The organism is Streptomyces sp. NPDC051109, from assembly GCF_044455885.1.
Taxonomy (GTDB): Bacteria; Actinomycetota; Actinomycetes; order Streptomycetales; family Streptomycetaceae; genus Streptomyces.
The window spans coordinates 391967-411051 of sequence record NZ_JBITFF010000005.1 but is presented as its reverse complement, the minus strand read 5'-3'; the positions used below and the strand labels follow the sequence as shown (position 1 = coordinate 411051).

Sequence of the window (19085 nt, the reverse complement as noted above, 5' to 3'; positions counted from 1 at the left end):
GGGGCGATGCGGTTCTGGTGCGTTCTGGTCGCTCCCGGCGAGCGTACCGGCCTCCCCCGGCGGGCCCGGAAACGGGTCCGCCCGCCCCTGCACGGTGGCAGGGGCGGGCGGGAGATCCCGAAGGAAGGGCTCAGCCGTTCGGCGTCGGGTCGGCGGGTGTCGGCGACCCGCCGTCCTCAGCCGGGGCCAGGGCAGCGGCCTCGGCGTCGGCCGGAGCCGCCACCGCGACCTGGGCGGCGGCGGATGCCGCGGCTTCCGCCGCGATCCGCTCGTCCGCCTTGGCCCGGATACCGCGCCATGCGGACTCCGCGGCCTGCTGTTCCGCTTCCTTCTTGCTGCGGCCGGTGCCGGTGCCGTACGAGACACCACCGACGCGGGCGGCAGCGGTGAAGGTCTTCTCGTGGTCCGGACCGGTCTCGGTGACCAGGTATTCCGGTACGCCGAGGCCTTCGGCCGCCGTGAGCTCCTGGAGACTGGTCTTCCAGTCCAGGCCGGCCCCGAGGTTCGAGGACTTCTCGATGAGCGGGTCGAAGAGCCGGTGAACCAGCTCCGAGGCCGCGTCGAGGCCCTGGTCGAGGTAGACCGCGCCGATCACCGCTTCAAGGGTGTCGGCGAGGATGGAGGCCTTGTCCCGGCCACCCGTGCCCTCTTCGCCCCGGCCGAGCCGGATGAAGGAGCCGAGGTCGAGGCCGCGCCCGACCTCCGCCAGTGCGCGCGAGTTGACCACCGCGGCCCGAAGCTTGGCCAGCTGGCCTTCGGGCAGGTCGGGGTGGGTCGTGTACAGCGTGTCCGTGACCACCAGGCCGAGCACGGAGTCCCCGAGGAACTCCAGGCGCTCGTTGGTGGGCAGACCGCCGTTCTCGTACGCGTACGAGCGGTGGGTCAGAGCACGCACCAGAAGGGCGGACTCGAGTCGATACCCGAGCCGCCCTTCCAGAAGCGTGTGGGACGAGGCCGCGTTGTTACTGTCTGCCTGCTTCTCAGCGTTGGACAGCTCAGACATTGCGCCTCTCACCAGCCGCTCAGACCTCGAGGACCTGGCGCTTGTTGTAGGTGCCGCAGCTCGGGCACGCGATGTGCTGGAGCTTCGGCTCCTGGCAACGCTCACACGAAACCAGGGTGGGGACCGCAGCCTTCCACTGCGACCGGCGGTGGCGCGTGTTGCTGCGCGACATCTTCCGCTTCGGAACAGCCACGGCTACTTCTCCTGCTTCTCGGCGGCGCCCTGAACTCCGTCAGAGGCAGTGCCGCTCATGTTGTCCTTCTCGCCGTCCTGATCGGTCACGACGAGTCCTTGCAATGCCGCCCAACGGATGTCGACGGCGTCATGGTGGTGGTCCGGGTCGTCGTTCAGGCTGAGCCCGCAATCGGGGCACAGTCCGAGACAGTCCTCCCGGCACACCGGCTGCATGGGCAGTGCGAGCACCACCACATCCCGCAGCACGGGTTCGAGGTCGAACAAGCCGTCCTCGAGGAAGAGCGTGTCCTCGTCGTCCTCGGCGTCGTCGGCCGGCTCCGCCTTTGCGCGGCTCCGGTCGTCGGCGTCAGGGTACGAGAACATCTCCTGGAAGTCCGCCTTGAGCTCGCGCTCGACGGACTCCAGACACCTTACGCACTCCCCTACGGCCGACGCACGGGCGGTGCCTGTGACAAGCACCCCTTCCATGACCGACTCAAGGCGGAGGCTGAGCTTCACCGGGGCGCCCTCCGGCACTCCGATGACGCCGGCGAGACCGAAGTCCGCCGGTGCCGCGATCTCACGGGACAGCCGCTGCATGGCACCAGGACGCCGACCCAGCTCGTGCGTGTCGAACACGAGGGGGTTGCGGTGGTCGAGGCGGGTATTCAGGGCCGTTCCTGCTTTCACAGATCGCTGAAGATCAAAGATTCCGCCACTTGTGGGCAGCATGGATCGCGGTGCATACGCGCGACCGAAGAGCCAGGATACCCGGCGCTTCGCTCTGAGCCCAATCCGGCCTCAGCGACCCTGTTCGTACTGGCGCAGCTGGTCAAGATTGATCATGCTCGTGTCGAAGAAGCTGGTCTCGTCGAGCGCGGGCTGCTGCTCGTGCTGGGGCTGCTGCTGGTGCTGCGCCGCCTGCGGCTGCTGCTGGTAGGCCGCGTACGGGTCCGGCTGCTGCTCGTAGCCCATCGCCGCGTACGGATCCGACTGCTGGACCTGCTGCTGGTAGGCGTAGGGGTCCCCGTAGGGCGCGGCGTAGGCCGCTGCGGCGGAGCCGGTGCCCGCACCGGGGTAGGCGTCCTGCTGCTGGGGCTGCTGGTAGCCGTACGCGTCGTACGCGGGCTCCTGCTGGGCCTGCGCCGGGAGCGCGGGCGCCATCGGGGCCGCCGGCTCCGCCAGGCCCGCCAGGAAGTCCGCGTCGCTGGCCGAGCGGGACTGCTGCGAGCCCGCGGCGTCCTGGGCGGCGATGTGCGCGCCGAGGTCGTCCGTGGGCACCCGGCCCAGCAGCTTCTGGCGGCCCCGGCCGACCGCCTCCAGGGTCTTGGAGAGCACCGCCTCGAAGGTCGCCAGCTTGGTGTCCACGTACGCGTCCGCCTGCCGGCGCTGCGTCTCCGGGTCGTGGCTGCGCTCGGGCGCCTCGGCGTCGGGGTAGCCCTGCTCGTCCAGCCCGGGCCCGCGGCCCAGCAGCTTCTCGCGGCCGCGGTCGACCGAGCCGATGGTCTTGGTGAGCACGACCTCGAAGTTCGCGAGCTTGCTGTCGACGTAGTCGTCGGCCTCGGCCCGGATCTCCTCGGCCTCCCTGCGGGCGTCCGCCAGGATCCGGTCCGCCTCGGCCTGCGAGCGGCGCGCGACCTCGGTGTCGGAGATGAGCGAACCGCGCTGGGCGTGCGCCGACTCGATGATCCGCTCCGCCTCGCGGCGGGCGTCCTCGACCATCTGCTCCCGGCCGCCGATGAGCTCCTGCGCCTGCGCGAGCGAGCCGGGCAGCGCCTGGCGCACCTCTTCGAGCTGGGCGAGCAGCTCCGCGCGGTTGATCACGCAGGAAGCCGACATGGGCATGGACCGGGCGCCGCCGACGGCCGCGACGATCTCGTCGAGCTTCTTCTGTACGTCCATGGGGGCTCGCACTCTCTCGGCCTCGGGCGGTTCCTGAGACGGACGGGACGACTGTACGGCCACCGGGCGAACGCCCGACACCGGCTGACGGCCCGTCAGTCCGTCAGCGTTCGGCGAGCCGCTCGGTCAGCGCCGCGTGCACGTGCGGCGGCAGCAGGTGGGCGACGTCGCCGCCCCAGGCCGCGACCTCCTTGACCAGGGAGGACGACAGGAAGCTGTAGGTGGGGTTGGTCGGCACGAACAGCGTCTCGACTCCCGAGAGCCCCATGTTCATCTGGGCCATCTGCAGCTCGTAGTCGAAGTCGCTGACCGCCCGCAGGCCCTTGACGATGGCGGGGATGTCGCGCTGCTTGCAGAAGTCGACGAGCAGCCCGTGGAAGGACTCCACCTCGACGTTGCCGTAGTCGGCGGTCGCCTCGCGGATCAGCTCGATCCGCTCCTCGACGGTGAACAGCCCCTGCTTGGACTGGTTGATCATCACGGCGACGTGCACGACGTCGTAGAGCCGGGAGGCCCGGCCGATGATGTCGAGGTGTCCGTTGGTGATGGGGTCGAATGACCCGGGACAGACGGCTCGGCGCAACTTGGGTCCCTCGCTCTCCGGTGCGGGCATCATGAGTCTTCGCTGGTGAAGGCGGCGCGACCGTACCAAAGGGTGCCTTCGCCGTACTTGCGGGAGCGCAGCGGCTCGAAGCCCTCGGGCCACGGGAAGGCCCCGCTCCTCGTACTGCGCTCCACGGTGACGAGCGCGTCGTCCGTGAGCCAGCCATTGGCGCGGAGTGTGAGCAGGATCTCGCCAAGATCGTCGTGGCCGACGGCGTACGGCGGGTCCAGGAAGACGACGTCGTACGGGTCCGCGCCGGCCGGGACCGCCACGATCTGCTCCGCCTTGCCCGCCCGGAACTCGGCGCCGGGCAGGCCCAGCGCCTTGATGTTGTCCCGGATCGCCTTGGCGGCCTTGGCCTCGGGCTCCACCAGCAGGGCGTGGGCCGCGCCGCGGGAGAGGGCCTCCAGGCCGACCGCGCCGGAGCCTGCGTAGAGGTCGAGCACCCGGGCCCCCTCGACGCCGTGCAGCGACTCCCAGGTCGAGAAGAGGCCTTCGCGCATCCGGTCCGAGGTCGGGCGGGTGCCGGTGCCCGGGGGCACGGTCAGCCGTCGCCCGCCGGCGCTGCCGGCGATCACGCGGGTCATCTGGGGTCCTTCGGTACGACGGTGAGGGCTACTGCGGAGTTCAACGATAGGTCGTCCCGCGCAAGACGGACCCGAGCGGTACCGGCCGGGCCGGGCGGCGCCGCCGGCTCAGCCCTTCTCCAGGTACTGCTCGCGCTCGGTGTCCAGCAGGGCGTCCAGCGCGCTGCGCAGGCCCGGCAGCCGCTCCAGCTCGGGGTCTTCGGCGACCACGCGGGCGGCCTCCTCCCGGGCCTGGGCGATGACCTCCTCGTCCTCGATGACCGCGAGCATGCGCAGCGAGGAGCGCACGCCCGACTGGGCCTGGCCCAGTACGTCGCCCTCCCGGCGCTGTTCGAGGTCGATGCGGGAGAGCTCGAAGCCGTCCAGGGTGGCGGCGACGGCGGCGAGCCGGGCCCGGGCGGGGCTCGCCTCGTGCATCTCGCTGACCAGCAGGCACAGGCCCGGCGCGGAGCCGCGGCCGACGCGGCCGCGCAGCTGGTGGAGCTGGGAGACGCCGAACCGGTCCGCGTCCATGATCACCATGACCGTGGAGTTCGGGACGTTCACACCGACCTCGATGACGGTGGTGGCGACCAGCACCTTGACCTCGCCCGCGGCGAAGCGGCGCATGACGCCGTCCTTGTCGGCCGGGTCCATCCGGCCGTGCAGCACCTCCACGGACAGCCCGGCGAGCGGCCCCCGCCTCAGCTGCTCGGCGATCTCCAATACGGCCAGCGGCGGCCGCTTCTCGGCGTCGTCCTCGGCGGAGGCCTTCTTCTTGGGGTCGTCCTCGCCGTCGCCGATGCGCGGGCACACCACGTACGCCTGGTGCCCGTTCTCGACCTCCTCGCGCACCCGCTCCCAGGCCCGGGTCAGGAAGTGCGGCTTGTCCTTGGCCGGTACGACGTGGGTGGCGATCGGGGAGCGGCCGGCGGGCAGCTGGTCGAGGACGGAGGTCTCCAGGTCCCCGAAGACGGTCATCGCGACGGTGCGCGGGATCGGGGTCGCGGTCATGACCAGCAGGTGCGGGGGCTGCTTCCCCTTGGACCGCAGCGCGTCGCGCTGCTCGACGCCGAAGCGGTGCTGTTCGTCGACCACGACCAGGCCGAGGTCGTGGAACTGCACCTTGTCCTCGATGAGCGCATGCGTGCCGATGACGATGCCGGCCTCGCCGGTGACCAGGTCGAGCAGGGCCTGCCGGCGCGCGGGCATCCCCATGGACCCGGTGAGCAGCACGACCTTGGTGCCCTGGTCGCAGCCGCCGAGCATGCCGCCTTCGGCGAGCTCGCCCATCATCTCGGTGATCGAGCGGTGGTGCTGCTGGGCGAGCACTTCGGTGGGCGCGAGCATGGCGGCCTGTCCCCCGCAGTCCACGACGGCCAGCATGGCCCGCAGCGCCACCATCGTCTTGCCCGAGCCGACCTCGCCCTGGAGGAGGCGGTGCATGGGGTGGTTCGTGGCCAGGTCCTCGAAGATCTCGCGGGAGACGGTCTGCTGGCCGTCGGTGAGGGTGAACGGGAGCTTGGCGTCGAAGGCGTCGAGCAGGCCGCCCGGGGCGGGGCGGCGGGGGACGGCCGGGAGCTGGGAGTCGGCGTGCCGGCGGCGGGCCAGGGCGACTTGGAGGACGAACGCCTCGTCCCACTTCAGGCGCTGGCGGGCATCCTCGACCTCGGCCTTGGAGGCCGGCCGGTGGATCTTGAGCAGGGCCTCGGTGAGCGGGACCAGTCCGCGGCCCTCGCGCAAGGCGTCCGGCAGCGGGTCCACGGCCTCCCGGGCGCTCGGCAGCACGGCGTCCACGCACTTGGCGATCTTCCAGGACTCCAGCTTGGCGCAGGCCGGGTAGATCGGGATCAGCTGGTTCGCGAAGGCGGTCGCGGCGTCCCGGTCGGAGGCGTCCGCGCCGAGCGGCTCGTACGCGGGGTGGGAGAGCTGGAGCTTGCGGTTGAACATGCCGACCTTGCCCGCGAACATGGCGCGGGTGCCCGGCAGCAGGTCCTTGTGCGGCTTGTGCACGCCCGCCCCGAAGAAGACCAGCTGGAGGCGGCCGCTGCCGTCGGTGATGGTCACCTCCAGGCGTTTGCCGCGGCCCCCGTTGAAGGTCAGGATCCGGGCGTCGGCGACCTGGGCGACGACCGTCACGTGCTCGTCGATCTGGTCGGCGAGCTCGGCCAGCGAGGTCAGCTCGCCGCGCTCGGCGTACCGCCGCGGGTAGTGGTGCAGCAGGTCCAGGGCCGTGTGCAGGCCGAGCTGCTCGGCCAGCACCTTGGCGGTGGCGGGGCCGAGCGTCTTCTTGAGGTCTTCGTCGAGCGCGGGCACGCCTTCATTGCACACCATGGCGCTGACAAGTCGGCTATTCGACCCCGATGAGCAGGGGCGCCGAGTACCGCCCGCCGCGGTAGGTGACCGTGTCCACCGCCAGGTGTCCGTGCTGGACGTACGCCTCCAGGCGCTCGGCGAGGGCGTCCGGCACCTCCGGCCCCAGGACCAGGGTGACGAGTTCGCCGCCGGAGCCCAGCATCCGCTCCAGGACCGCCTGGGCGGTCTCGTCGAGGCCGGCGCCGATGACGGCGACGTCCCCGTCGATGAGCCCGAGCACGTCCCCGGCCTGGCAGATGCCGGCGGAGGTGAACGACTGCCGTTCGGCGACGGCGAGTTCCCCGAAGCGGGTGGCGCCGGCGGCCGCGGTCATGGCGACCACGTCCTCGTCGAAGCTGCCCTCCGGGTCGTGGACGGCGAGGGCGGCCAGGCCCTGGACCGCGGACCGGGTGGGGATCACGGCCACGCGCACGCCGTCGGCGCGGGCCTGTTCGGCGGCGGCCGCCGCGACGGCGCGCTGGTCGGCGCCGCCGGGCAGCAGCACCACCTCGCGGGCGTGCGCGCGGCGGATGGCGTCGACGAGCGCGGGGGCGTCCGGGACCTCTCCGGGGCGGGCGAGCACGGTGGTCGCGCCCGCCTCCCCGCACAGCCCGGCCAGCCCCTCGCCCGGGACGACGGCGACGACGGCCCGCTGGACGCGCTCGCCGCGCGCCCGGCGCCGCTCGTCGGCGAAGTGGGTGATGCGGATCCGGTACGGCCGCCCGGCGACCACGCCGGCCTCCACGGCGGCGCCGGGGTCGTCGACGTGGACGTGCACGTTCCACAGTCCGTCGCCGCCGACCACCACCAGGCAGTCCCCGAGTCCGTCGAGGCGCTCGCGCAGTTCCGCCACGGCCGGCTCGGCGGCCTCCAGCAGGTAGATCACCTCGTACGCGGGCCCGCCCTGCTCCTCGGCGTCGCAGGGCTGCGGCGGCCGCGGTACGGGCACGGCCCGGCCGCGGACGGCCTCGTCTGCGGGCTGCCGGCCGGAGAGCGCCTGCCACAGGGCGCCGAGTACGGCGACCAGCCCGCAGCCCCCGGCGTCGACCACTCCGGCCCGGCCCAGCTCGGCCAGCTGCGCCGGGGTGTCGGCGAGGGCCGCGCGGGCCCCGTCGTAGGCGGCCAGGGCCACGTCTGCGGCGGACCCGGCGGCGGCTCCGGCCGCCTCGCCGGCCCGTGCCGCCGCGGCGGCGACGGTGAGCATCGTGCCCTCCACGGGGTGGGCGACGGCCCGGTACGCCTCCTCGGCGGCCCGCGTCAGCGCCTCGGCCAGCATCCGGCCGGGTCCGCGGTCGCCCGGCTCGTCACCGAGTACGTCGGCCACGCCGCGCAGCAGCTGCGCCAGGATCGTCCCCGAGTTCCCGCGGGCCCCTATGAGGGCGCCGTGCGCGTAGGCCCGTACGGCCTCGGGGAGGGAGGTGCTCCCGGCCCCGGGGGGCGGGCCGTGCACGTCGCCGTCCGCTGTGGTCTCGCTCACGCTCGCGGGTGGCGTTCCGAGGGCGTCGGCCAGGGCGCGGTCCGCCGACTCGGCGGTCAGGTAGAGGTTGGTTCCGGTGTCCGCGTCCGCGACCGGGTAGACGTTGATCGCGTCGATGTCCTCGCGGGCCCGGCCCAGCGCGGCCACGGCCAGCGAGCTCCAGGTGCGCACCGCTTCGGCGTCGAGCTCGTCGGCGGGCTGCGGCTGCGGCTCGTGCTGCACCGGGCGTTCCTCCTCGTGCGGGCCAGGGTTCACCGCAGGGTAACCAAGGACTGCCGGGTGTCACGGGGCCCGGGCGGGATCGGCGGCGGCCATGGTAGTTTTCTTGGACGGACGCAGTCGTTGTATGCTGCTCCGGTTGCCCGATGAAAGTCGGGCCATTCCCCCGGCAAACCACTCAGACTTCTCAGACTTCTGATCCGGTGCGCCGGATTTCACTGTAAGTGCATCTGAAGTCTTTGGAGTGACCTGTGGCTGCCAACTGCGACGTTTGCGCCAAGGGGCCGAGCTTCGGCAACAACATCTCCCACTCGCACCGCCGCACCTCGCGTCGCTGGAACCCGAACATCCAGCGCGTTCGTGCCATGGTCAGTGGGACGCCGAAGCGCCTCAACGTCTGCACCTCGTGCATCAAGGCCGGCAAGGTCTCGCGCTGACGCCAACCGTCGTAGCGCAGCCCTTTCCGGTTGCCAAGAAGGCCGGTCCACCTCGTGGACCGGCCTTTTGGTTCGTCCGGACCGGCGGACACGGACGTGAAGAGGACCACCGCCTCATGTGACGCGGTGGTCCTCTTCCGTCCTGCCGCCGTCAGCGGTGCCACTGCCAGGCGTGGTCCACCGGGCCGATGCCGCCGCCGAGCGCGAAGCCGGCCGCGATGGCGCCGCTCACGTACTCCTTGGCCTCCATGACGGCCTGCGGCACGTCCTGCCCCTTGGCCAGCCCGGCGGCTATCGCACTGGCCAGGGTGCAGCCGGTGCCGTGGGTGTGCCGGTTGTCGTGGCGCGGCGCCCGCAGCCACAGCTGTGTGTCCCCGTCGGTGAGCAGGTCGGCGGCCTCGCCCCCGTGGGCGGCCAGGTGCCCGCCCTTGATCAGCGCCCACTCCGGCCCGTACGCGAGCACGGCGTCCGCGGCGCGCCGCATGTCGTCCTCGCTCTCCACCACCACGCCCGTGAGCTGGGCCACCTCGTCCAGGTTCGGGGTGGCCACGGTGGCCCGCGGCAGCAGCTCCTTGCGTACGGCGTCCAGCGCCGAGGCGGCGAGCAGCGCGTCCCCGTGCTTGGAGACCCCGACCGGGTCGACGACCGCGGGGGCCGAGGTGGCGGCCAGCAGTTCCGCCACGGTCTCCACCAGCGCGGTGGAGGCCAGCATCCCGGTCTTGACCGCGTGGACGCCCATGTCGTCCACGACGGCCCGGTACTGGGCCTTGACGGCCTCGGCGGGCAGTTCCCAGACCCCCTGCACCCCGAGGGAGTTCTGCGCGGTCACGGCGGTCACCACGCTCATCCCGTGCACGCCGAGTGCCAGCATTGTCTTGAGGTCGGCCTGGATCCCGGCGCCACCGCCGGAATCGGATCCGGCGACGGTCAGGCACAGCGGTGGCGCGTCGGTCATCTGGAGGTCTCCTCGGTGGACGGGTCGGAGCCGAAGTGGTCCCAGCCGCCGGTGCTCGTCCAGGGGGCGCCGTCCACGGTCACCTGGGGCAGCGCGGACCGGTTCAGCACCTCCCCGATGACCTTCCACCGGGCCGGCAGTTTCACGTCGGGCGGGAAGGTCGCCACGATGGCGTGATCTTCCCCTCCGGTGAGCACCCACTGCAAGGGGTCGACCCCGACGGCCTGCCCGATGTCGTGCATCTGCGTCGGGATGTCGACGGCCGCCGAGCGCAGGTCGATCCGTACCTTGCTGGCCTCCGCGATGTGCCCGAGGTCGGCGATCAGGCCGTCGCTGACGTCGGTCATCGCGGTGGCGCCGAGGCCGGCGGCCGCGGGGCCGGCGTGGTAGGGCGGTTCGGGGCGCCGGTGCGCCTCGACGAAGGCCCGCGGGGAGCGGAACCCGCGCGAGAGCACGGCGAACCCGGCCGCGGACCAGCCCAGCCAGCCCGTGACCGCCACGACGTCGCCGGGCTGGGCGCCGGAGCGCAGCACGGGCTCGTGGTTGCGCAGGTCGCCGAGGGCGGTGATGGCCACGGTGATGGTGTCCCCGCGGACGACGTCGCCGCCGACCACGGCCGCGCCGGCGACCTGGCACTCGTCGCGGATGCCGTCCATGAGCTCGGTGGGCCAGGTGACCGGCAGCTCGGCCGGGACGACGAGGCCGAGCAGCAGGGCGGTCGGCACCGCGCCCATGGCGGCGATGTCGGCGAGGTTCTGCGCGGCGGCCTTGCGGCCGACGTCGTAGGCCGTGGACCAGTCGCGCCGGAAGTGCCTGCCTTCCAGCAGGATGTCGGTGCTCGCCACGACCCGCCGGTCGGGGGCCGACACGACCGCGGCGTCGTCGCCCGGTCCGAGCCGGACCGCCGGGGTGGTGGTGAGCCGTGAGGTGAGCTCCCGAATGAGCCCGAACTCCCCCAGCTCGCCCACAGTGCCCTTCATCGCTGTGCCCCTTCTTGCCCAGTCCGCTTGCGGTCGCGAGCCGTCACAGCTCTGGGTACCGTCAACAGATACGTCAACTTCTGCTCTCCGTACGCCCCGCCGTGCGTGGCGCCGTGCCCCCGGGTCTCCCCGTGGTGCTCGGCAACGCGGTACCGTGGCGTCCCTTCTTCCCCGGGCCCACCCGAATCCCTGGGCCCATCCGAAGGTTAGGGGAATCGATCCTCGTGGCCGCCCTGGAGGTTCCGTGGTACAGGCGTACATCCTTATCCAGACCGAGGTGGGCAAGGCGTCGTTCGTCGCCGAGTCCATCAGCCAGATCCCGGGGGTGATCCAGGCCGAGGACGTGACGGGGCCGTACGACGTGATCGTGCGCGCCCAGGCCGACACCGTGGACGAGCTCGGCCGCATGGTCGTCGCCAAGGTGCAGCAGGTGGAGGGCATCACCCGCACCCTGACCTGCCCGGTGGTCCATCTGTAGCCCCCGTCTACTCTTGGCCGGTGATGACCCTCCACCGCCGGCCCCTGCGTCTGCCCGCCCTGCCCGTACTGGTCGCGGTACTGGCCCTCGCGGGCTGTACCCCGGGTGATTCCGAAGCCCGGGTGGACCCGCCGCCCACGCCGCCCGCCGACGTCGCGGGGTTCTGTGCAGCACTGCACGGGGAACTCCCGGAGACGGTGGCCGGCCTGGCGCGGGCCAAGGCAGTGCCGGAGTCGGATCTGACCGCCGCGTGGGGCGGCTCGGCGATCGTACTGCGGTGCGGTATCCCCAAGCCCCCCGAGATGGCTGATCCGAAGCAGGAGGGCGTCGAGGTCAACGGCGTCCGCTGGCTGCTGGAGAAGGTCCCCGACAGCGCCGGCGGGGGGTTCCGGTTCATCACCGGGATGCGGCTGGCCTACACCGAGGTCCGGGTCGACAAGGAGCATGCCACGGATGCGGGGATGCTCGTCGGGCTGTCCGCCGTCGTGGCCAAGACCGTCCCCGAGGGCATCTCCTCGTACTGACGGGGCCCTGCCCCCTTCGTGCACCGACCGCCCGCCGGGAATCCCGGCGGGCGGTCGGCATGTACGTCGCTGCGGCTGCGGCTAGCGCAGACCGGTGGAGCGGTTCATGGCCGCCTGGATCAGGCGGTCCACCAGCTCCGGGTACTCGATGCCCGACTCCTGCCACATCCGCGGGTACATCGAGATCGGGGTGAAGCCCGGCATCGTGTTGATCTCGTTGATGACGAACGTGCCGTCCTCGGTGAGGAAGAAGTCGGCGCGCACGAGGCCCTCGCAGGACGCGGCGTCGAACGCCTCGATCGCGAGCCGCTGCACCTCGGCGGTCTGCTCCGGGGTGAGCGGAGCGGGCACGATCCCGGAGGCGGAGTCGATGTACTTCGCCTCGAAGTCATAGAAGTCGTGGCTGGAGACCGGCGGGATCTCGGCGGGCGCGCTCGCGCGCGGCCCGTCCTCGAACTCCAGCACCCCGCACTCGATCTCGCGGCCGCGCAGCAGCGCCTCCACGATGATCTTCGGGTCGTGGCGCTGCGCCTCGACGATCGCCGCGTCCAGGCTGGAGACGTCGTCGACCTTGGTGATGCCGATGGAGGAGCCGGCCCGGGCGGGCTTGATGAACAGCGGCCAGCCGTGCTCACCCGCGAAGTCCAGGATCCGCGCCTTGGCGGCGTCGCGGTCGGCGTCCCACTCGCGGGGCCGGACGGTCAGGTACGGGCCGACGGGGAGGCCGAAGGAGGTGAAGACTCGCTTCATGTACTCCTTGTCCTGGCCGACGGCCGAGGCGAGGACGCCCGAGCCGACGTACGGGATGCCGGAGAGCTCCAGCAGGCCCTGCAGGGTGCCGTCCTCGCCGTACGGGCCGTGCAGCATCGGGAAGACGACGTCGACCTCGCCCAGGGCCTTGGGGACGGCTCCCGGCTCGGTGTAGACGACCTCGCGGTTGGCCGGGTCGACGGAAAGTACGACGGCGCCGTCCTCGGAGTCCGCGAGCTCCTCGACGCTCGGCAGCTTGCGGTCGGCGATGGCCATCCGCGCGGGCTCGTCGGCGGTCAGCGCCCACCGGCCGTCCGTGGTGATGCCGATGGGCAGCACCTCGTACTTGGACCGGTCGATGGAGCGCAGCACGGCGCCCGCGGTGACGACCGAGATGGCGTGTTCCGAGCTGCGGCCGCCGAACACGACGGCCACGCGGGGCTTGCGGCCCTGCTGCTCAGGGGTCTGGGGGAGGTTCTCGCTGCTCATATCGCCACGACGATACCCGGTCGGACGTCCGGAAAGGAGTCAGCGGCGTTCCGGTTTGGCGCTGCGCCCCATCAGTTCCTTCAGCGCGACCAGCGGCGGCTTGCCGTGGTGGACGATCTCGACGACGGTGTCGGTGATCGGCATGTCGACCCCGTGCCGACGGCCCAGATCCGCCACCGACTCGCAGGACTTGACGCCCTCGGCGGTCTGCTTGGTGACCGCGATGGTCTCCTCCAGCGTCATTCCGCGCCCGAGGTTGGTGCCGAAGGTGTGGTTCCGGGAGAGCGGCGAGGAGCAGGTGGCGACGAGGTCGCCGAGGCCCGCGAGTCCGGAGAAGGTGAGCGGGTCGGCGCCCATCGCCAGGCCCAGCCGGGTCGCTTCGGCGAGGCCGCGGGTGATGAGGGATCCCTTGGTGTTGTCGCCCAGTCCCATGCCGTCCGCGATGCCGACGGCGAGGCCGATGACGTTCTTGACGGCGCCGCCCAGCTCGCAGCCGATGACGTCGGTGCTCGTGTACGGGCGGAAGTACGGGGTGTGGCAAGCGGCCTGGAGGCGCCGTGCGACGGCCTCGTCGGAGCAGGCGACGACGGCTGCGGCAGGCTGCCGGGCGGCGATCTCACGGGCCAGGTTGGGGCCGGTGACGACGGCGACGCGCTCGGCGGGGACCTTGGCTACCTCCTCGATGACCTCGCTCATGCGCTTGGCGCTGCCGAGTTCGATGCCCTTCATCAAGGAGACGAGAACGGCGTCGGCGGGCAGCAGCGGGGCCCATTCCGCGAGGTTGCCGCGCAGGGTCTGGGAGGGGATGGCGAGGACCGCGAAGTCGGCGCCGGCCGCGGCTTCGGCCGGGTCGGTGGTGGCGCGCATGTTCGCGGGGAGTTCGACGTCCGGGAAGTAGTCCGGGTTGGTCCGGCCGGTGTTGATGGCGTCGACGACCTCGCGGCGGCGGCCCCACAGGGTCACCTCGCAGCCTGCGTCGGCGAGCACCATGCCGAAGGCCGTGCCCCATGAGCCGGTTCCGAAGACGGCTGCCTTCACGGGACGTGTCACTTCAGGTCCTCCCCCGCGGCCTTGCGCCGCTGTTCCAGCCTGGCCTTGCGATGGTCGTACGGCTGCTCCGGCGCCTTCTCGCCGCGAAGCTCCTCCAGCAGCTCCGTGATGGCCGCCATGATGGTCTCGGTGACCTCCTTGAGCACGTCCGGGGTGGGCTCCCGGTCGTAGAACTCCGAAAGGTCCACGGGGGGTCCGGCCAGCACCTGGAGGGTCTTGCGCGGGAACAGGCGGACCTTGTCCTCCTTGGCGTAGGGAGGCATCGCGAGGTTCGCGCCCCACTGGGCCACCGGAATGACGGGCGCCTTGGTCATCAGCGCCACCCGCGCCGCGCCGGTCTTGCCGGCCATCGGCCACATGTCCGGATCGCGGGTGAGGGTGCCTTCCGGATAAAAGGCCACGCATTCGCCGCGCTCGATCGCGTCCACCGCGGCCCGGAATGCGTCCAGGGCGTTGGTGGTCTCGCGGTAGACCGGGATCTGGCCGGAGCCGCGCAGGATCGCGCCGACAATGGGGACCTTGAAGAGGGCCGCCTTCGCCAGCAATCGGGGCACCCGGCCGGTGTTGTACTGGAAGTGCGCGTAGGAGAGCGGGTCCAGATACGAGTTGTGATTGACGGCCGTGATAAACCCGCCGTCGCCCGGAATGTGATCCATTCCCCGCCAGTCCCGCTTGAAGAGCACCACCAGCGGCGGTTTTGCGATGACCGCCGCCAGGCGGTACCAGAAGCCGATTCTGCGGCGGGACACTCGGACACCTTCCTCTAGGACCGGTGCGCGGCTGGGCACCTCGTCGGCCGGACAAGTGTGGCCTCAGGTCCGGTCTCTGTCGAGAACACCGTACGCCCCGCCCGGAGCACCGGACCCCCGGGCCGACCGGGCAGGGGCGACAATGGGCCGATGCATGACCAGGCCATGACCCGGCCGTGGTCCACGCGTCGACGGACGCGCACCGGAGGGAAGGGGTCCGCCACGAACGCGGTCTGGAGTCTGGTGGTCCCGCTGAAGCCCCTGGCGGTGGCCAAAAGCCGCCTCGCGGCGGCCGTGGGCGGATCCCGCCCCGGGCTCGCGCTGGCGTTCGCGCAGGACACCGTGGCGGGGGCGCTGGCCTGCGCGGCGGTCGCGGATGTGGTGGTCGTCACGGACGACGCCGAGGCCGGAAGGGAACTGGCGCGGCTGGGGGCGCGGATCGTGCCGGACGCCCCGGCCGCCGGGCTCAACGCGGCGCTGGCCCACGGGGCGCGGGAGACGCGCAGGGCCCGGCCGGGGGCGGCGGTGGCCGCGATGAACGCGGATCTGCCCGCGCTGCGGCCGTCGGAATTGCTACGCGTGCTCGAAACCGCATCCGTATTTCCCCGTGCATTTCTGGCGGACGCGGCGGGAATCGGCACGACCCTGCTTTCCGCCGCACCGGACGTGGAATTGGCACCCTCGTTCGGGGGTCCGTCACGGGCCCGGCATTCGGCTTCCGGAGCTGCGGAAATAGGCCTGGCGGACGTCGAGAGCGTACGCCGGGACGTGGACACCGGAACGGATCTGCGCAGGGCCCTCGCCCTCGGTGTGGGCCGTCACACGGCCCTATACAGTGCCCGTATGCAGGCGACCGCGTACACGTACGACTCCCAGACCCGCAGCGGCAGTGTGCTGCTGGACGACGGCACCCCGGTGCCCTTCGAGGCCCCGGCCTTCGATGCGGGCGGCCTGCGGCTGCTGCGGCCCGGGCAGCGGGTCCGGATCGAGACGGACGGCGAGGGGCCGGCCCTGAGGATCACGCTGGTCACCCTGCAGACCTTCTGACCTCGCGCTTCGACCCGTCTGACCTGCACGGACAGTCCGGACAGCACCGCGGGCCGGCTTCCCCAGGAGGGGGAAGCCGGCCCGGCGTGTGTGACTCGTGGCCTTACTTCTTGCGGGCCGTGGTCTTCTTCGCGGTGGTCTTGCGCGCCGTCGTCTTCTTGGCGGGCGCCGTGGTCTTCGCGGTGGCCTTCTTGGCCGCCGGAGCCGTCTTCTTGGCGGTGGCGGTGGTCTTCTTCGCCGTCGTCGCGGTCTTCTTGGCGGTGGCGGTGGTCTTCTTCGCCGCCGGCGTGGCCTTCTTCGCCGCGGCGGTCTTCGCGACCACCTTCTTGGCGACGGCCGTCTTCGCGGTGGTCTTCTTGGCGACCGCGGTCTTCGCCGCCGCCTTCTTGGCGGTGGTGGCCTTCTTGGCCGCGGCCTTCTTGACCGTCGCGGAAGCGCCGCCGGAGAGGCTGCCCTTGGGCGCCTTCTTGACCGACACCTCGCCGCCCTTGGGCAGCTTCTTGGTGCCCGCGACCAGGTCCTTGAAGCCCTGGCCCGCGCGGAAGCGGGGAACAGAGGTCTTCTTGACCCGGACGCGCTCACCCGTCTGCGGGTTGCGGGCGTAGCGGGCCGGGCGGTCGACCTTCTCGAACGAGCCGAAGCCCGTGACCGAGACCCGGTCGCCCGCGACCACAGCGCGGACCATCGCGTCCAGTACCGCGTCGACAGCGTCCGCGGCCTGCTGGCGGCCGCCCAGCTTGTCGGCAATCGCTTCTACGAGCTGCGCCTTGTTCACGTCTTCCCCTTCGGAGACTTCGCCAGAACGAATGTGTTCAAGCTTATTTCGCACGTTAGGCGGATATATACCGCAAATCAAACACGAAACGGGCTAATCACCCTAGTGCCGCAACGGTGTAGGTCGTTACGGAGTTCCTTCGCATCAGTCGCCTTCAGGGAATCGACCCTCGTCGAGGTCCTTCATCAACCTGTCCAGGCGCCTTGCCGCATCGGCGAGATCGTGCTTCGCCGCGGCCGTGACGACCAACAGCTTCCGGGACAGCGCCATCCTTACGCCCTCCGGGACTTGCAGTGTGCGCACCCTTGCGTGTGCTTCTTTCAGCCGGTCCGCGACGAGTTCGTAGAGCTCAAGTTGACTGTCGCGTTCCATGCACAGATTGTGCCATCTGGGGCGAGTTGTCGCCTCACGGGGCCTCAACACACGGCTGTGCCCCCCGCCTGAAGGCGGGGGGCACAGTGCGGTCGATGTGATCACCCAAAGGCGAATAAGCGCTGATCAGGCTGGAATCAGGCCCTAATCGTGCGCGGCTTGAAGCTCGGTCGGGCGCTTTCGTACGTGGCGATGTCCGCTTCGTTCTGAAGGGTGAGCGAGATGTCGTCCAGACCCTCCAGCAGACGCCAGCGGGCGTTGTCGTCGAGTTCGAACTCCGCCTCGATTCCGGCCGCGCGGACCTGGCGGGCGACCAGGTCGACCGTCACCTCGGCGGTCGGGTCGGCCTCGGTCAGCTCCCACAGCCGGTCGACGGTCTCCTGCGGCAGGACCACGGTCAGCAGACCGTTCTTCAGCGAGTTGCCGCGGAAGATGTCGGCGAAGCGGGAGGAGATGACCGTCTTGAACCCGAAGTTCTGCAGGGCCCAGACGGCGTGCTCGCGCGAGGAGCCGGTGCCGAAGTCGGGACCGGCGATCAGCACGGTCGCGCCCTGGCGCTCGGGGAGGTTCGTGACGAACCCGGGATCCTTGCGCCAGGCCTCGAAGAGCCCGTCCTCGAACCCGTCGCGGGTGATCTTCTTCAGCCAGTGGGCCGGGATGATCTGGTCGGTGTCGACGTTGCTGCGGCGCAGCGGGACGGCCCGGCCGGTGTGGGTGGTGAAGGCTTCCATGGTTCTCAGACTCCGGCGGTCGCGGTGGCGTCGGACAGGTCGGCGGGCGAGGCCAAGTGGCCCAGTACCGCGGTGGCGGCGGCCACCTGCGGGGAGACCAGGTGGGTCCGCCCGCCCTTGCCCTGCCGGCCCTCGAAGTTGCGGTTGGAAGTGGACGCGGAGCGCTCACCGGGGGCCAGTTGGTCGGGGTTCATGCCCAGGCACATCGAGCAGCCGGCGTGCCGCCATTCGGCGCCGGACTCCTTGAAGACCTTGTCCAGCCCCTCCTCCACGGCCTGCAGGGCGACCCGGACGGAGCCCGGGACGACCAGCATCCGTACGCCGTCGGCGACTTTGCGACCCTCGATGATGCCGGCGACGGCGCGCAGGTCCTCGATGCGGCCGTTGGTGCAGGAACCTACGAAGACGGTGTCGACCTTGATGTCGCGCAGCGGCTGCCCGGCCGTCAACCCCATGTACTCCAGGGCCTTTTCGGCGGCGTGGCGCTCCGAAGCGTCCTCGTACGAAGCAGGGTCGGGGACGTTGGCCGACAGCGGCGCGCCCTGGCCCGGGTTGGTGCCCCAGGTGACGAACGGCGCCAGCGTGGCGCCGTCGATGACGACCTCGGCGTCGAAGACCGCGTCCTCGTCGGTGCGCAGGGTCTGCCAGTACGCGACGGCCGCGTCCCACTCCTCGCCCTCGGGGGCGTGGTCGCGGCCCTTGAGGTAGTCGAAGGTGGTCCGGTCGGGGGCGATCATGCCCGCGCGGGCGCCGGCCTCGATCGACATGTTGCAGATGGTCATGCGCGCTTCCATCGAGAGCTTCTCGATGGCCTCACCGCGGTATTCCAGGATGTAGCCCTGGCCGCCGCCGGTGCCGATCTTCGCGATGATCGCCAGGATCAGGTCCTTGGCGGTGACGCCCTCGGCCAGCTCGCCCGTGACGGTGATGGCCATGGTCTTGGGGCGGGCCAGCGGCAGCGTCTGGGTGGCCAGCACGTGCTCGACCTGGCTGGTGCCGATGCCGAAGGCCAGCGCGCCGAACGCGCCGTGCGTGGAGGTGTGCGAGTCACCGCAGACCACGGTCGTGCCCGGCTGGGTCAGGCCCAGCTGCGGTCCCACGACGTGGACGACGCCCTGCTCGACATCGCCCAGGGAGTGCAGGCGTACGCCGAACTCGGCGCAGTTCGCCCGCAGCGTCTCCAGCTGGGCCCGGGAGACCGGGTCCGCGATGGGCTTGTCGATGTCCAGGGTGGGGGTGTTGTGGTCCTCGGTGGCGATGGTGAGGTCCAGCCGCCGGACCTTGCGGCCGGCCTGCCGCAGGCCCTCGAAGGCCTGGGGGCTGGTCACCTCGTGCAGCAGGTGCAGATCAATGAAGAGGAGGTCGGGCTCGCCCTCGGCGCGCCGGACGACATGGTCGTCCCAGACCTTCTCCGCGAGTGTCCTACCCATCGCTTTCCCTCCGGCTCA

20 protein-coding genes and 1 pseudogene are annotated in these 19085 nt (G+C 71.3%); 4 read left to right on the top strand and 17 right to left on the bottom strand.

Annotated features, from left to right (window positions below; translation table 11 throughout):
- Positions 1-130: 130 nt before the first annotated feature.
- The 8 genes from rnc to ACIBAD_RS12995 form a co-directional block, all read right to left on the bottom strand.
- Entirely contained in the window at positions 131-1003 is an 873-nt protein-coding gene (gene rnc / locus ACIBAD_RS13030; RefSeq protein ID WP_398906361.1) for a ribonuclease III, read from the bottom strand.
- A gap of 19 nt (positions 1004-1022) precedes the next feature.
- On the bottom strand, positions 1023-1196 hold the full coding sequence (gene rpmF / locus ACIBAD_RS13025; protein ID WP_003965982.1) for a 50S ribosomal protein L32: 174 nt from the start codon (positions 1194-1196) through the stop codon (positions 1023-1025).
- A gap of 2 nt (positions 1197-1198) precedes the next feature.
- The gene (locus tag ACIBAD_RS13020; protein ID WP_053692092.1) at positions 1199-1909 is read right to left on the bottom strand and encodes a DUF177 domain-containing protein; all 711 of its coding nucleotides are present in this window, start codon (positions 1907-1909) and stop codon (positions 1199-1201) included.
- Positions 1910-1978: 69 nt separating this feature from the next.
- Positions 1979-3079 (bottom strand): cell division initiation protein, encoded by a 1101-nt coding sequence (locus tag ACIBAD_RS13015; protein WP_134070867.1) that lies wholly within the window; start codon positions 3077-3079, stop codon positions 1979-1981.
- Positions 3080-3182: 103 nt separating this feature from the next.
- A complete protein-coding gene (gene coaD, locus ACIBAD_RS13010; protein ID WP_208328977.1) occupies positions 3183-3662 on the bottom strand; it encodes a pantetheine-phosphate adenylyltransferase in 480 nt (159 codons plus the stop codon).
- A gap of 29 nt (positions 3663-3691) precedes the next feature.
- Positions 3692-4270 (bottom strand): 16S rRNA (guanine(966)-N(2))-methyltransferase RsmD, encoded by a 579-nt coding sequence (gene rsmD / locus ACIBAD_RS13005; RefSeq protein WP_398906357.1) that lies wholly within the window; start codon positions 4268-4270, stop codon positions 3692-3694.
- Between the two features lie 108 nt (positions 4271-4378).
- The gene (recG, locus tag ACIBAD_RS13000) at positions 4379-6583 is read right to left on the bottom strand and encodes an ATP-dependent DNA helicase RecG (protein ID WP_398906355.1); all 2205 of its coding nucleotides are present in this window, start codon (positions 6581-6583) and stop codon (positions 4379-4381) included.
- Between the two features lie 16 nt (positions 6584-6599).
- Positions 6600-8303 (bottom strand): DAK2 domain-containing protein, encoded by a 1704-nt coding sequence (locus tag ACIBAD_RS12995; RefSeq protein ID WP_398906353.1) that lies wholly within the window; start codon positions 8301-8303, stop codon positions 6600-6602.
- 248 nt (positions 8304-8551) lie between these two features.
- Between ACIBAD_RS12995 and rpmB the strand changes: the two genes are divergently transcribed.
- On the top strand, positions 8552-8737 hold the full coding sequence (gene rpmB, locus ACIBAD_RS12990) for a 50S ribosomal protein L28 (protein ID WP_030298506.1): 186 nt from the start codon (positions 8552-8554) through the stop codon (positions 8735-8737).
- A gap of 151 nt (positions 8738-8888) precedes the next feature.
- On the opposite strand, the gene thiD is transcribed toward rpmB, so the two are convergent.
- Together thiD and ACIBAD_RS12980 are read right to left on the bottom strand one after the other, a co-directional pair.
- Positions 8889-9692: a bifunctional hydroxymethylpyrimidine kinase/phosphomethylpyrimidine kinase gene (gene thiD, locus ACIBAD_RS12985; protein ID WP_030162827.1), complete on the bottom strand. Its 804-nt coding sequence runs from the start codon at positions 9690-9692 to the stop codon at positions 8889-8891.
- The gene (locus tag ACIBAD_RS12980; RefSeq protein ID WP_030162829.1) at positions 9689-10672 is read right to left on the bottom strand and encodes a thiamine-phosphate kinase; all 984 of its coding nucleotides are present in this window, start codon (positions 10670-10672) and stop codon (positions 9689-9691) included. Before ACIBAD_RS12980 ends, thiD begins: the two co-directional genes overlap by 4 nt.
- Before the next feature lie 244 nt (positions 10673-10916).
- Here ACIBAD_RS12980 and ACIBAD_RS12975 point away from each other — a divergent pair, with 244 nt between their 5' ends.
- Positions 10917-11150, top strand: a complete 234-nt coding sequence (locus ACIBAD_RS12975) for an Lrp/AsnC family transcriptional regulator (RefSeq protein ID WP_030162831.1) — start codon at positions 10917-10919, stop codon at positions 11148-11150.
- A gap of 23 nt (positions 11151-11173) precedes the next feature.
- Positions 11174-11674 (top strand): DUF3515 domain-containing protein, encoded by a 501-nt coding sequence (locus tag ACIBAD_RS12970; protein WP_134070873.1) that lies wholly within the window; start codon positions 11174-11176, stop codon positions 11672-11674.
- 81 nt (positions 11675-11755) lie between these two features.
- Here ACIBAD_RS12970 and ACIBAD_RS12965 read toward each other — a convergent pair whose 3' ends face one another.
- The 3 genes from ACIBAD_RS12965 to ACIBAD_RS12955 are packed head-to-tail and all read right to left on the bottom strand — an operon-like array spanning position 11756 to position 14712.
- On the bottom strand, positions 11756-12913 hold the full coding sequence (locus tag ACIBAD_RS12965; RefSeq protein WP_398906349.1) for a D-alanine--D-alanine ligase family protein: 1158 nt from the start codon (positions 12911-12913) through the stop codon (positions 11756-11758).
- A 39-nt stretch (positions 12914-12952) separates the two neighbouring features.
- A complete protein-coding gene (locus ACIBAD_RS12960; protein WP_134070877.1) occupies positions 12953-13963 on the bottom strand; it encodes an NAD(P)H-dependent glycerol-3-phosphate dehydrogenase in 1011 nt (336 codons plus the stop codon).
- Entirely contained in the window at positions 13960-14712 is a 753-nt protein-coding gene (locus ACIBAD_RS12955; protein ID WP_134070879.1) for a lysophospholipid acyltransferase family protein, read from the bottom strand. The genes ACIBAD_RS12960 and ACIBAD_RS12955 overlap by 4 nt, the downstream gene beginning before the upstream one ends.
- Positions 14713-14877: 165 nt before the next feature.
- On the opposite strand from ACIBAD_RS12955, the pseudogene cofC reads away from it, so the two are divergent.
- Positions 14878-15558: pseudogene (cofC, locus tag ACIBAD_RS12950) on the top strand (2-phospho-L-lactate guanylyltransferase); the annotation flags it as partial.
- A gap of 304 nt (positions 15559-15862) precedes the next feature.
- Here the strand turns inward: cofC and ACIBAD_RS12945 are convergent.
- From ACIBAD_RS12945 to leuC, 4 genes are all read right to left on the bottom strand, one after another.
- Positions 15863-16534 carry an HU family DNA-binding protein gene (locus tag ACIBAD_RS12945; RefSeq protein WP_134070881.1) on the bottom strand — a complete coding sequence of 224 codons (672 nt, stop codon included), beginning with the start codon at positions 16532-16534 and terminating at the stop codon, positions 15863-15865.
- A gap of 144 nt (positions 16535-16678) precedes the next feature.
- The gene (locus ACIBAD_RS12940) at positions 16679-16906 is read right to left on the bottom strand and encodes a hypothetical protein (protein WP_045945905.1); all 228 of its coding nucleotides are present in this window, start codon (positions 16904-16906) and stop codon (positions 16679-16681) included.
- A 137-nt stretch (positions 16907-17043) separates the two neighbouring features.
- A complete protein-coding gene (leuD, locus tag ACIBAD_RS12935) occupies positions 17044-17637 on the bottom strand; it encodes a 3-isopropylmalate dehydratase small subunit (protein WP_134070883.1) in 594 nt (197 codons plus the stop codon).
- A gap of 5 nt (positions 17638-17642) precedes the next feature.
- Positions 17643-19067 (bottom strand): 3-isopropylmalate dehydratase large subunit, encoded by a 1425-nt coding sequence (leuC, locus tag ACIBAD_RS12930; protein WP_398906345.1) that lies wholly within the window; start codon positions 19065-19067, stop codon positions 17643-17645.
- Positions 19068-19085 lie beyond the last annotated feature (18 nt).